The organism is Streptomyces virginiae (assembly GCF_041432505.1).
Taxonomy (GTDB): Bacteria; Actinomycetota; Actinomycetes; order Streptomycetales; family Streptomycetaceae; genus Streptomyces; species Streptomyces virginiae_A.
Map to the genome: position 1 here is coordinate 703,355 of NZ_CP107871.1, position 12,451 is coordinate 715,805.

General features: G+C 71.9%; 10 protein-coding genes. 4 read left to right on the top strand and 6 right to left on the bottom strand.

The features are described 5' to 3' along the window. The first annotated feature begins 243 nt into the window (after positions 1-243). Positions 244-2,853, top strand: coding sequence for a rifamycin-inactivating phosphotransferase (gene rph / locus OG624_RS03345; protein WP_371640826.1), 2,610 nt, complete (start codon positions 244-246; stop codon positions 2,851-2,853). A gap of 140 nt (positions 2,854-2,993) precedes the next feature. After that, positions 2,994-4,052, top strand: coding sequence for a hypothetical protein (locus OG624_RS03350; protein ID WP_371587152.1), 1,059 nt, complete (start codon positions 2,994-2,996; stop codon positions 4,050-4,052). A gap of 66 nt (positions 4,053-4,118) precedes the next feature. Here OG624_RS03350 and OG624_RS03355 read toward each other — a convergent pair whose 3' ends face one another. From OG624_RS03355 to OG624_RS03365, 3 genes are all read right to left on the bottom strand, one after another. Continuing rightward, on the bottom strand, positions 4,119-4,997 hold the full coding sequence (locus tag OG624_RS03355; protein ID WP_371639041.1) for a GNAT family N-acetyltransferase: 879 nt from the start codon (positions 4,995-4,997) through the stop codon (positions 4,119-4,121). Between the two features lie 259 nt (positions 4,998-5,256). Continuing rightward, positions 5,257-6,048, bottom strand: coding sequence for a rhomboid-like protein (locus OG624_RS03360; RefSeq protein WP_208869360.1), 792 nt, complete (start codon positions 6,046-6,048; stop codon positions 5,257-5,259). Between the two features lie 84 nt (positions 6,049-6,132). Then, the gene (locus OG624_RS03365; RefSeq protein WP_051763335.1) at positions 6,133-6,666 is read right to left on the bottom strand and encodes a MarR family winged helix-turn-helix transcriptional regulator; all 534 of its coding nucleotides are present in this window, start codon (positions 6,664-6,666) and stop codon (positions 6,133-6,135) included. Positions 6,667-6,685: 19 nt separating this feature from the next. Here OG624_RS03365 and OG624_RS03370 point away from each other — a divergent pair, with 19 nt between their 5' ends. Beyond that, on the top strand, positions 6,686-7,645 hold the full coding sequence (locus tag OG624_RS03370) for an EamA family transporter (RefSeq protein ID WP_371639042.1): 960 nt from the start codon (positions 6,686-6,688) through the stop codon (positions 7,643-7,645). Between the two features lie 79 nt (positions 7,646-7,724). Beyond that, on the top strand, positions 7,725-8,930 hold the full coding sequence (locus OG624_RS03375) for an FAD-dependent oxidoreductase (protein WP_326747177.1): 1,206 nt from the start codon (positions 7,725-7,727) through the stop codon (positions 8,928-8,930). A gap of 13 nt (positions 8,931-8,943) precedes the next feature. On the opposite strand, the gene OG624_RS03380 is transcribed toward OG624_RS03375, so the two are convergent. The 3 genes from OG624_RS03380 to OG624_RS03390 all read right to left on the bottom strand — a co-directional run bounded on the left by OG624_RS03380 (position 8,944) and on the right by OG624_RS03390 (position 12,328). Next, complete coding sequence (locus OG624_RS03380; protein ID WP_266446612.1) at positions 8,944-9,792, bottom strand: polysaccharide deacetylase family protein; 849 nt, start codon at positions 9,790-9,792, stop codon at positions 8,944-8,946. Positions 9,793-10,032: 240 nt separating this feature from the next. After that, positions 10,033-11,019, bottom strand: coding sequence for an MsnO8 family LLM class oxidoreductase (locus OG624_RS03385; protein ID WP_266355501.1), 987 nt, complete (start codon positions 11,017-11,019; stop codon positions 10,033-10,035). 103 nt (positions 11,020-11,122) lie between these two features. Beyond that, a complete protein-coding gene (locus OG624_RS03390) occupies positions 11,123-12,328 on the bottom strand; it encodes a serine hydrolase domain-containing protein (protein ID WP_161290306.1) in 1,206 nt (401 codons plus the stop codon). Positions 12,329-12,451: the final 123 nt, after the last annotated feature.

A 12,451-nucleotide genomic window follows, 5' to 3' on the forward strand; every position in this document is an offset into this window, starting at 1 on the left:
GCTATAGCGCATGGGGGGGCTTGCCACAAGCCCCGGGGCACGGCGGAGAATCATCGGCCGAGGCCACAACCTGCGGAAATGGGGCTACGACGTGCGTGTGTCGCTGTCGACGCGTGAGGGACGCGGTGACGTCGGACCAAGGATGAATACGTGCTCGACAAGAGCTTCGACAGAACGGGAGGGGCCGGTGGTGCGATCGGCCGCCACAGGACGACGGAACACCGCCACCACGGAGGTATCGCAGTGATCGAGCAGTACGTGAGGGACCTGCGACAGGTCGACCCGACGCGGGTCGCGGTCGTCGGCGGCAAGGGCGCGCACCTCGGCGCACTGTCGCGGATCGACGGCGTCCACGTACCGGACGGCTTCTGCGTGACGACGGACGCCTTCCGCCGGATCATGGCGCTAGCGCCGTCGATCGACGACCAGCTCGATCGGTTGTCGCGCGTGGACCCCGACGACCGGCAGGCGGTCCGGACGCTCAGCGAGCGGATCCGCCGGACCATCGAGGAGGTCGTCGTCCCGGACGATGTCGCCACCGCGATCACCGGCGCGCTCGCCCGGTTCGGTGAGCAGGCCGCCTACGCCGTCCGGTCCAGCGCGACGGCGGAGGACCTGCCGACGGCCTCCTTCGCCGGCCAGCAGGACACCTACCTGAACGTCGTGGGGCCGGCGGCCATCCTCCGGCACATCAGCCGGTGTTGGGCCTCGCTGTTCACCGAGCGGGCCGTGACCTACCGCCGACGCGGTGGCATCGACCACCGTACGGTCCTCATGGCCGTGGTCGTGCAGCGGATGGTCTTCCCGCAGGCGTCCGGCATCCTGTTCACGGCCGACCCCGTCACCGGCGACCGCAAGGTCGCCACCGTGGACGCGGGCTTCGGCCTCGGCGAGGCCCTGGTCTCCGGCCTGGTGAACCCGGACGTGTTCCGGGTGCGCGACGGCGAGGTCGTCGCCAGGGCGATCGCCGCCAAGGAGCGTGCCGTTCACGCTCTACCGGCCGGTGGTACGCGTGAGGTGGCGGTCGACGCCCGGCAGCAGGAGCAGCCCGCGCTGACGGATGCTCAGGCCGTGAGCCTCGCAGCGCTGGGGCGGCGGATCGAAGCGCACTTCGGCCGCCCGCAGGACATCGAATGGTGTCTGGTCGACGGCGACTTCCGGATCGTTCAGAGCCGGCCGATCACGACGCTGTTCCCCATCCCGGAGGCGGGCGACGAGGAGAACCACGTCTACGTCTCCGTCGGCCACGGGCAGATGATGACCGACCCCATGAAGCCCTTGGGGTACTCCATGTGGCAGCTGACGGCCATGGTGCCGATGCACGAGGCCGGCGGGAGGCTGTTCGTCGACGTCACCCGGCGCCTGGCCTCGCCCGCGAGCCGCGCCGGTCTCCTCGACGCCCTGGGGAAGGGCGATCCGTTGGTCAGGGACGCTCTGGAGACCGTCCTCGAGCGGGAGGACTTCGTCCCCGCGCTCCCGGACGCGGGTCCCGGCGGGCCGCCGGCAGGGACACCGGCCGGCGCCGCGCCCGCCCCGATCGCGACCGATCCGGCCATCGTCACCGAACTGATCGAGCGCAGCCGGGCGTCCATCGCCGCTCTGGAGCGCGACATCCGGACGAAGACCGGACCGGAGCTGTTCGACTTCCTGCTGGAGGCCTTCGAGGAGCACAAGCGGGTGCTCGGCGATCCGCTGAGCATGCAGGCGATCATGGCGGGCATGGAGGCCACCTGGTGGCTCAACGACACGTTGCAGGAGTGGCTGGGCGAGAAGAACGCGGCCGACACGCTGACTCTGTCCGCTCCCGACAACGTCACGTCGGAGATGGGGCTGGCGCTGCTCGACGTCGCGGACGTCGTCCGCCCGCTACCGGAGGTGGTGGCGTTCCTGCGGGAGGCCGAGGGCGACGACTTCCTGGAGGAGTTGGCGAAGGTCGCGGGCGGCAGCGAGGCGCGCAACGCCATCGAGGCCTACCTCGACCGGTACGGCATGCGCTGCGTCGGGGAGATCGACATCACGAGGCCGCGTTGGCGCGAACGCCCCGCCACGCTGGTACCCGTACTCCTGGACAACGTCAGGATCTTCGAACCGGGCGCCGCCGAGCGGCGCTTCGAGGAAGGACGGCTGAAGGCGCAGAAGAAGGAGCAGGACGTACTGTCGCGCCTGCGTGCCCTGCCGGACGGGGATCGGAAAGCCGACGAGACCCGGCGGATGATCGAACGGGTCAGAACCTTCATCGGATACCGGGAGTACCCGAAGTACGGCATCGTCGGCCGCTACTTCGTCTACAAGCAGGCCCTGTTGAAGGAAGCCGAACGTCTCGTGCGGGCTGGTGTGCTTCCCGAGCGGGAGGACTGCTTCTACCTGACGTTCCAGGAACTCCGTGACGTCGTGCGGACGAACCGGGTGGACGACGGGCTGATCCAACGTCGCAAGGAGGCGTTCCGCTCCTACCACGAGCTCACGCCGCCCCGGGTGCTCACCTCGGACGGTGAGGCCCTGAGCGGGGCGTATCGGCGCGAGGACGCGCCGGTCGGCGCCCTGATCGGCCTGCCGGTCTCCGCCGGGACCGTGGAGGGGAGGGCTCGTGTCGTCCTCGACATGGCGGAGGCCGATCTCGAAGCGGGCGACATCCTGGTCACGACCTTCACCGACCCCAGCTGGTCACCGCTGTTCGTCGGAATCGCCGGCCTGGTCACGGAGGTGGGCGGCCTGATGACCCATGGCGCGGTGATCGCCCGGGAGTACGGCCTGCCGGCCGTGGTGGGCGTGGAGCGGGCCACCTCGCTGATCCGGGACGGGCAGCGGATCCGCGTGCACGGAACCGACGGGTACATCGAGATCCTGTCCTGACCCGTCCGGCCGGTCGGGAAGGGCGGCGACACGCCCACCCCGTCCGCCCGATCCGATCGACCGTCAGTGCCCTGTGTCATTATGCGAACGCGCGTCCGTGGGGTGGGCGCGCGTTCGACTGATGTGCCAGGGGGTTGGGGATGGGTGCGGGTACGGAGCCGGACGGTTCGTCCAGGTCCGACGAGGAGTGGGAGCGGTTTCTGCGCGAGTCGGTGGCGGGTGCCGCCGACGCTCCCAAGGAGCCCTCGGCGCGGGCCCGCGACGTGGCACGGCGGCTGCGTACGCAGCCCGGCGACAGTCCGGAGGGCTGGCGCAGTTACACGCCCGCGCGGCCCAAGCGACGCACGGGCTGGTACCTGGTCGGGCTGCTGGCCTCGTTGGCCCTGCTGGTGGTGGCGTTCGTGCCGGGGCGGGTCGTGGACCTGTTCGCCGGCGACGACCACGAAGCCCCGGCGGCCGCGGGCCGACGCCCCACCGTGGACGAGCCGTTCCGCGGCTCTCCGGCGGCGAACTGGGCGAACGGGGCGGAGGGGATCAGCGTCCCCGCGGCCGAGGCGGTCGGCTGGATGAGCACGGCCCAGGTCGAGCAAGCCCTCGCCCGCAGCCGGGACTTCGTCGTCACGTCGGGCCTCGACCGCGGGGTACTGCGGGGTGAGCGCCCGGAGAAGGCGATCGCGCTGATCAACCCGCACCAGAAGGACGTCCAGGACCTCCTGAAGACGGCTTTCCAGACCCCGGGCGAGAAGAACGACCCGCTTCTCCTCTTCAGCCGCTTCCAGCCCGCCCGCACCCAGTTGGTCGGCGACGTCGTGAAGACCCAGGGCGGACTCACCTACCGGGAGGGCGAGCACGGCGCGCTCCAGGTGACCGCCGACGTCACCTTCGTCTACCCGGTCACCCGCGCGGACGGAGGCGGCGACGACGAGATCGTCCGCACGATCGTCCGGCGTGAGTTGGTCCTGAGCTGGGACGACCCCGACAAGGTGACGACGGAGCCGGGCACGTTCTCGATCGTCTCGTACAAGTACGACATGACCAACGGCGGTTGCGGCGCTCCCACGGGCTACCTCACGCCGCCCTTCGGCAAGGAGCGCCGGGCGGACGAGGCAGGCAAGGAGGTCGACCCGTACGACCGCACCGCACCCGTCGCGCAGGGCGGCCCCGCCGAGGACGAGTGCGGGCGGGCCATCCGGTCCTAGGGCGTGTGGTGACGGCGCCGACGGGCCGGACGAGGTGATGCCCCGGTCCGGCCCGTCCGCTCGTCCTTACAGGTCGAGCTGATACTGCCGTGTCGTGTGCGTGGGCAGGTAGCCGAGGCTGTCGCTGATGTGTCTCATGTGCGTGTTGCTGTCGGCGGTGTCGGTCAGGAGGCCGTCGAGGTCCGGGTAGTGCCCGTGGGCTCGGCGGATCGACTCGGCCTTCATCCAGCGGCCGAGGCCGTGTCCGCGGTGCTCGGGCAGCACGCCGGTGCCGTAGTGCTGGGCATCACCTGTACCGCCGCCGGGCACGACGAGTTCGGTGAACCCGGCGATCGAGCCGTCGGAGGTGTCGATGGCGACGACGGTGTGCAGGTGGTCACCGCGCTGTTCGACGGCTTTCGCCGCGGCCCGGACCCGGTCCACGTCCCAGGTGGTGGTGCCATGGTCGCTGTCCTCCATGGGCATGTCATCCATGGCGCGACGTGAGTCGGCGAAGGTCTGGGCGAGATCATCGGGGACGGTTCCCTGCCAGGCTGTCAGCCGGTAGCCGGTATGAGGACGCTCGATGATCTCTGCCAGGCAGGGGATGTCCACCTCGGCCAGGGGCAGGCGGGAGTACCTCAGGGTGAGGACCCTGCGGAAGCCGCGGGCCGGCAGGAAGTGGTCGCCGGGCGATCCGGCCCCGGCCTGCGCCACGACGCAGCGTCGGTTGTTGTCCCGGGCGGCGGCCACGGCCGTGTCCAGCAGCCGGGAGCCGACGCCCGTGCGGCGCTCCACGGGATGAACGTGGAGGGTCAGTTCGCCCAGGTGCGCTTGTCCGCCGTCGAACAGGCGCAGAAAGGCCGTCCCGACAGGGTTGTCATCGGCGTCGGAGGCCAGCCAGGCAAGGCGTCGGCTGTGCGCCCCGTGAGCGGGGTCGGTCAGTGGGGTGATGCGAAACGACAAGGTGTCTCCGTCATGAGGAGGTGGCAAAGGTCGGTACGCGGGCTCAACTGCTGTGCACTCCTGCGCATGTGCTCCACACCTCCTCGTCGACGGTGCCGGTCCGGATCGACATGGACGGCTGGGAGAACGTAGCCGGTCCATCGGCTCCTGGGCAAAGGATTAACCGCAAGCTGCTTCGGCCGCGGGGGCACAGCCACTCACCGCGTGCCTCTCGCGGGTGTCGGCCCTGTCGAACGCCGGCCGCCGTCCGGCTTCGACCTCAACGCCGCCGGGCGGCTCCTTCCGAAGATCCCCCTTCCACCGCTCCGGCGGCGCCCCGGTCCGGGCCGGCGTCGCTCGTCGCGGTGGACAACGGCGCGATGGCACGGACCCGTTGCCGCCGGAAGGCCGGGACGGCCAACAGTCCGAAGCCGAGAACCGCCGCCACGACATGGCCGATCGTGGTGAAGTCCGGCAACGGCGCGGACCAGTCGGCGCCGCCGAGCGGCCATGCGAGGACGAAGACGGCCCAAGGAAGGCGGCCGCGGCGCGGCAGGGCGAGCGTACCGACCGCCAGTACGGTCTGGGCTCCGTAGCTGACCCCGTAGTCCAAGGACTGCCGCACCTCCGCCGGATACCAACCCTGCCGCAGCGCGACGACGATGACGGCAGCGGTGAGCAGGGTGGCCACGACATGCCCCCCGAGGAAGACGGCTATGGCGCGGCGCTTGCCCCATCGGTGCTCCACCCAGGCCAGGAAGCAGCAGACGCCGAGGCCCAAGGTGATGAAGGTACCCACGAAGTCGGTCGAAGCGACGTCCGTGAGCGTGCCGTCGAAGAACAGCACGCTGCCGAGCAGCGCGGACACCGGATGGTCCCGCAGGTTGTCCAGGTTGGTACTGAGGTGGCCCAGCACGTCGGCCGCCCGGTCGACGGACAACCACTGTTCGACCCAGACGTGGCCGACCAGGAGCAGGCAGACATAGGCGAGGGTCAACGGCGCGCGGCGCGGGTACGCCCGCACGGCGCGGAGCACTCCACCCGAAGGACGCCACGGTGACTGAGAGTTCATACCGTGGCATTCTCCACGTCGAGTCGAGGGTCGAGCCAGGCGGGTGCCGGAGGCGTCCCGGCCGGGCCGCGTCGCTCCCCCGCCTCAGTCCTCCAGGCGGGAGAGCCAGGTGGCGAGCAGCTCCTCCAGCGCCGCGGCCTCCTCCGGTGTCACGAGGTCCAGCAGGCGGCGTTCGTTGCGCATGTGGTCGGTGAACGCCCGGTCGACGAGGTCGCGCCCGGCGGAGGTGAGGGCGACGATCCGGCCGCGCTGGTCGTCGCCGGAGCGCCGCCGAGTGACGAGCCCGGACCGTTCCAGGCGGTCGATCCGCTTCGTCATCGCACCGGTGGTGACCATGGTGTGCGCGGCGAGCTCGCCCGGCGCCCGCTCGAAGGGCTCGCCCGCCCGGCGCAGTGCGCACAGGACGTCGAACTCGCCTTCACCGAGGCCGTAGCGGTCGTAGACGAGGCGGAGTTCCGCGCCGAGCCGGTCGGCGAGGCGGTGCAGTCGGCCGATCACGCCCTGTGGGTCGACGTCCAGGTCAGGCCTTTCGCGGCGCCAGTCGGCCTGGATCCGGGCCACCCGGTCCACACGGTCCGGCGGTGCTCCGGGGTCTCCCGCCGCATCATTTGCTTCCATGGAAGCTACAATACCTTCCATGGAAGCAAACACGCGCTGGGTGGCACTGACCGCTGTGGCGCCGATCGCCTGGGGAGCCAACTACTTCGTCACCCACGCGTTCCTGCCGGCGGACCACCCGCTGTACGGGGCCGCCCTACGAGCGCTGCCGGCCGGCCTGGTCCTGCTGGCGTTGTGCCGCCGGCGGCCGCGCGGCGTGTGGTGGGGGCGGTCCGCCGTCCTCGGGCTGCTCAATGTGAGCGTGTTCTTCGTCCTCGTCTTCGTCGCCTCCCAGCTGCTGCCGACGAGCGTGGCCTCGACCGTGATGGCCGTCTCCCCCTTGATCATGATGCTCGCCGCCTGGGCCCTGGTGGCCGAACGGCCCGGCGCCGCCCATCTGGCGGGCGCCGTGATCGGGCTGGGCGGGGTGAGCCTCATGCTGCTCGGCGGCGCGGGCGGGATCAGTGTGCCGGGCGTCCTTGCCTCGGCCGCGGCGGTCCTGGTGTCGTCCTTCGGCCACATCCTGGCCAAACGGTGGAACACCCGTACCGCCGACGCCGGTGTGCTCGCCTCGACCGCTTGGCAGCTCACCGCCGGGGGCCTGCTCCTGCTGCCGGTCGCGGTGGCCGTCGAGGGCGCGCCGCCGCCGATGTCCCCCTCGGTCTTCCTCGCGTTCTGCTACGTCGGCCTGGTCGCCACCGCACTGGCCTTCGTCGCCTGGTTCGCCGGGCTTCGCCGCCTGCCCGCCGGGACGGTGGGCCTGCTGGGGCTGCTCAACCCGGTCACGGGTGTACTGCTCGGGACGGCGATCGCCGGGGAGGTACTGACGGGGCGACAGCTGTGCGGCCTGGCGCTGGCACTGGGCGGGGTCGCCCTGGGCCGACCCTCGGCCAAGGTCCGTCATGAGGCCTCCCCGGACGGGCCGGCCTCCGGCCACGCCGACCTCCCCCGACGAACGGCCGGACCCCCCTCACGACCCTCACGACCCTCACGCTCCTGACGGCCACGTGTGACGGGACAGGCGTCCGTTGCCCGACGCGGCCGTTCTATGGTGGGGGCCCCGAACGGAGAGGTTGGCCATGACGAACCGTCACGCGGTGGTGGTCGGAGCCGGGATCGGCGGCCTCACGACCGCCGTCGCGCTGCACCGCCGGGGCTGGGACGTCACCGTCTGCGAACGCGCCCCCGAACCCCCCGTCACCGGCGCCGGCATCGGCCTCGCCCCCAACGCCCTGCGCGCCCTCGGCTCGATCGGCGTCGACGTCTCCCGGGCGATCGGCGACGCCATTCCCGAGACGATGGGCGTGCGGCGCCCGGACGGCCGGTGGCTCACCCGTGCGGGCACGGCCGACATGACGGCCCGATACGGGATGGCACCCCTCGCCGTCGCGCGCCCGGCCCTCACCGCCACGCTCTCCGCCGCTCTGCCGGCCTCGGCCCTTCGTCACGGCACCGAGGTGACCGGCGTCGACGATGCCGAGGGCCGCCGCCCGATCGTTCGCACGGCGACGGGCCCCGACCTTCCCGCCGATCTGGTCGTCGCCGCCGACGGCATCCACAGTCCGTTGCGCCGCGCGCACTTTCCCGCGCATCCCGGACTGCATTACATCGGTGAGACCGCCTGGCGGACCCTCGTGGAGGCGCCGGACCTGCGCATACGGGCCATGAGCGAGACATGGGGGCGGGGGAAGCGGTTCGGGGTGACCCCGCTCGTGGACGGCCGCTCCTACCTCTACGCCACCGCGGTCGTCCCGCCGGACACCCGCTTCGCGGACCCGCGCACGGAACTGCGGCAGCGCTTCGGTTCATGGCACGCGCCCATTCCGGCCCTGCTGGACCGGGTCGGGCGGCTCGACCCTGCCGATGTCCTGCGGAACGATCTCTACGATCTGGCCGCCCCGCTCCCGCGCCTGCACCACGGCCGGATCGCCTGGCTGGGCGACGCGGCCCACGCCATGGCGCCCAACCTCGGCCAGGGCGGTTGCCAGGCCATCGAGGACGCGGTGGTCCTCGCCCGGCTGCTGCCGACCGGAGAACGCGGAGCCGGCGCGGATGGCGGGGACGGCGCCGATTCGGCCGTTCCGGCCGCCCTCGCCGCGTACACCGCAGCTCGCCACGCCCGCACCGACGCCGTGCGCCTGCGTGCCCGCCGCATCGGACGTCTGGGAGTCCTCCGCAATCCGGTCGTGGCGACTGTCCGCGATCTCGTGGTCCGTGCCACCCCGGACCGGCTGGCCCTGCGCGGCATGGACGATCTCTTCAACGGATTCCGCCTCCCCACCTAGAGGGGGAACCGGTCTACGGGGTGGTGCGGGCCGGGAAGGAGAAGCTGTAGCCCTGCTCGGTGAGCCAGGGCAGGTACTCCTTCAGCGCGGCAACGGTCTCGCTGCGGTCGCCGCCCCCGTCGTGGAAGAGGACCGTCGGCTGCTGCGGGAGCTTGCCCTCCACGGTGGAGAGGATGGCCTTCAGGCCCGGCCGGCTCCAGTCCTTGGGGTCGACGCTCCAGCCCAGCGGCCGCATCCCGCTCGCGGCGGCGATCGCGCGGCTGTCGGGGGTGAAGGCTCCGCCCGGCGCCCGGTAGTACGTGACGGGGACCCCGGGCACGGCCTTCTCGATCATGGCCTTGCCGTCGAGGATCTGCTGCCGCTGGTAGGCGACGGGCTTGTGGTCCATCGTGACGTCGTGGTCGACGGAGTGATCACACAGCTGGTGTCCGTCGGCGGCGACCGCACGCACCAGCTCCGGGTACTTCTGCGCCTTGGTACCGATCATGCAGAAGGTGGCCTTGACGTGGTGCTTGCGCAGCGTCTCCAGGACCTGGGGCGTCCAGCGGGGGTCCGGGCCGTCGTCGATGGTGATCGCGACCTGGCGGCCCGCGCCCTGCGCCAGCCTGGATATCGCCGACGGGACCCCGGTGCCGCCGTGGGTGGCGCTCCGGGCGGCTTCCTGAGCGGCGCCCCGGGCGGCACCCGCCGGACCGGCCGGTGCGGAGTTGCCGACGGGGGGTCCGTCCGGTGCGCGGTCCACCGAGCCGTCCGTGGCGGCGTGAGCGGGAGTGCCGGCTGCCGCCAGGAGGCCGAGAAGGGTGGCCGCGGCCCCGTACCCCGCCCGTCGACGACGACGTGCGGAAGTGGTGGTGATGCGCATGGACGTGCTTTTCCTTTGCCCTCAGCCCCCGGATCACACTGGTCGGTCCAGGCTAGGTCATCCGTTCGGAGCAACCCTTCGACCGAATGGCCCGTTTTGTGTGGCTCAGTGCACACGGGCTCCTCCGCGGGAGGGCGACAACCTCGGAGCGCCAACGGCTGTGGCCACCTCCGTGGCGCCGGGTCGCCTGTGAGCAGTGTCACGGGCCCTCGCCACGGCGGTGGCGCCGGTGGCGCACCCCTACCGTGCCGTCGCCGCTGCCCAGTGCTTTCCGATGAGCGCGTACGAGGCGATGCGGTCGGCTAGGTCGTACACGGGCGTGGCCAGCATCAGCTCGTCCGCCCCCGTCTCGGTGGCCAGGTGCGCGAGCCGCTTCACGACGGTCTCCGGCGCGCCGACGGCCTGCTGGGCACGGAAGCCGGCCAGGGCGTGCCGTTCCTGCTCCGTGAAGGGGTGGTCGGCCGCCTGCTCGGGGGTGGGGAAGGGCAGCCGGCTCTCCCCCTTCAGGAGGCCGGCCTTCACGACGTTCATCGGTCCCGCACGCCGTACGGCTTCCTCCTCCGTCTCCGCGCACACCGCCTCCACGCACAGCAGCACGCGGGGCCGCTCGCACCAGCGGGACGGGGAGAAGGCCGACCGATAGCGCTCCAGAACCGCAGCCGTGTTGTCCGGCCGGATGTGGTGGGCGACCGCGACCGGCAGGCCGAGTGCCGCGGCGAGCGCGGCCCCCGCGGGGCTGGAGGCCAGCAGCCACGGTTCCGGCAGCGGGCCCAGTGCCACCTCGTCCACCAGGAACGACAGGATCGCGGCCACGTCGTCCCGGTACTCGGCATCCGTCGCCGGGCCGGCGCCGCGGCGCAGCGCCCGCGCGGTGGCGTCGTCGAAGGTGCCGGGGCCACGGCCGATGCCCAGGTCGATACGGTCCTCGTGCAGGGCGGCCAGCGTGCCGAACTGCTCCGCCAGCGCGAGGGGCGCGTGGTTGGGCGCCAGCACTCCACCCGAACCGAGCCGGATGGCGGAGGTCGACGCGGCCGCGTGCGCCGTCAGGACGACCGGTGGGAACGCGCCGATCGCGGGAGAGTGATGATGCTCCGCGTACCAGAGGCGGTGGTAGCCGAGGTCCTCCAGTCCTTGGGCGAAGGCCGTGGTGTCCCGCAGGGTGTCGACGGCTCGGGTGCCCGTTTGCACCATCGCGACTTCCAGCGCTGAAAGGGGTATGTCGAGCATGGCGTCAGCATAGGGATCGCGGGCGGCGGCGCGGGCGAGCGTGATCGTTTTCGCGCCACACCGCCACACCGCCGCACGCGCCGCACCGCCGAGTCGGTCCGGCTCAGTGCCCCTTGAGCAGGGCGCAGACGAAGTCCTCCTGCACGGTGCGCAGTCGGGCCAGCAGCGCGGGCTTGTTGCTCTTACTGGTCTGGGTGTTGATCGAGAAGGTCAGCGACCGGGTGCCGTCGGGGGTGGTGGCGGCGAGCTGGGTGTACCCGGGGAAGTTCCCGGTGTGTCCGTAGAGCACCCCGCAGCGGGTGGTGTACTGGAAGATCGCCAGCCCGGCGGCGTTGGTACCGGGACCTGCGGGCTCCGAGGAGTCGCCGGGCCGGAAGGTCAGCTGCTCCTTGCGGGTCTGCGCCGACAGCATCGAGGGGCCACCGTAGGCGCGGATGAAGGTACCCAGTTCCTTGGGGGTGGAGACGATGCCACCGGAGGCCCAGACACCGGACGCGCCCAGGGCCTCGCTGATGTCCTCCGGTTCGGCCGGCGGCTGGACGTCGTAGCCGTGCAGGTACGGACGCGGGAGCCGGTACCCCAGGGGCAGGCTCGTGCGGCGCAGCCCAAGCGGGCGGTACACGAGCTCCTTGAGGAGGTCCTCGTAGCGGCGGTCGGTGACGGCCTCGGCCATCAGCGCGACGGCGATGTTGTCCGAGTTGGAGTACTCGTACAGGGAGCCGGGGACGAAGAGCAGCGGCTTGTCGGCGACGAAGTCGAGGAGAGTGCGCGGGTCGAACACGTGGCGCGGGTCGGCGTTGAGGATCTCCAGGAACCGGGGGGCGGTCGAGAAGTCCGGGAGGCCGCTCGTGTGCTGGAGGAGCTGGCGCAGCGTCACCGCGTGCCAGGCCTCGGGCTGGTCGGGAAGGCGCTCGCCGATGGTGTCGTCGAGGGAGAGCAGGCCTTGGTCGACGAGCTGGAGGGCTACGGCTCCGCTGAACGCCTTGGCGATGCTGGCGATGCGCATGTGGTCGTCGGGGTGCGGTCGGCGACCGGTCGCGATGTCGCCGACCCCGGCCGTGTACACCTCCGTACGGTCGCCGCGGGTGAGCAGGGCGATCGCCCCGGGTGGGCCGTCCTCCTGGGCGACCAGCCCGTCGAGCTGCCGCTGGAGGCCCTTGTCGTGGCGCCCCGGCCCGTCGCCCGGGCCGGGGTCACCGGCCGCCTGCGCGGGCTGCAGCAGCCCTCCGAGCACGGCGGCGGTCAGGACGGTGACGGACAGTCCGGTGCGGAGGCGGCGGCTCCGGCGGGCGCGGGCACGGGTCGGCATGTGCGTGGCTCCTGGTGTGCGCGGGGACGGCCGGGGCGGGCGCTGCCCGGCCCGGCCCAGCAGTAGCAGCCCGAGCGGCGCTCCGAGGGTGCGGCGCGCGCCGCGACCCCCCGGTTGGCCGCG

Bases quoted from the DNA above. Each gene is read 5' to 3' on its own strand.
- OG624_RS03365 (WP_051763335.1), bottom strand. From the start codon at position 6,666: ATGGAAGCAAATGATGCGGCGGGAGACCCCGGAGCACCGCCGGACCGT.
- OG624_RS03375 (WP_326747177.1), top strand. From the start codon at position 7,725: ATGACGAACCGTCACGCGGTGGTGGTCGGAGCCGGGATCGGCGGCCTC.
- OG624_RS03385 (WP_266355501.1), bottom strand. From the start codon at position 11,019: ATGCTCGACATACCCCTTTCAGCGCTGGAAGTCGCGATGGTGCAAACG.
- OG624_RS03370 (WP_371639042.1), top strand. From the start codon at position 6,686: ATGGAAGCAAACACGCGCTGGGTGGCACTGACCGCTGTGGCGCCGATC.
- OG624_RS03350 (WP_371587152.1), top strand. From the start codon at position 2,994: ATGGGTGCGGGTACGGAGCCGGACGGTTCGTCCAGGTCCGACGAGGAG.
- OG624_RS03380 (WP_266446612.1), bottom strand. From the start codon at position 9,792: ATGCGCATCACCACCACTTCCGCACGTCGTCGTCGACGGGCGGGGTAC.
- OG624_RS03360 (WP_208869360.1), bottom strand. From the start codon at position 6,048: ATGAACTCTCAGTCACCGTGGCGTCCTTCGGGTGGAGTGCTCCGCGCC.
- OG624_RS03390 (WP_161290306.1), bottom strand. From the start codon at position 12,328: ATGCCGACCCGTGCCCGCGCCCGCCGGAGCCGCCGCCTCCGCACCGGA.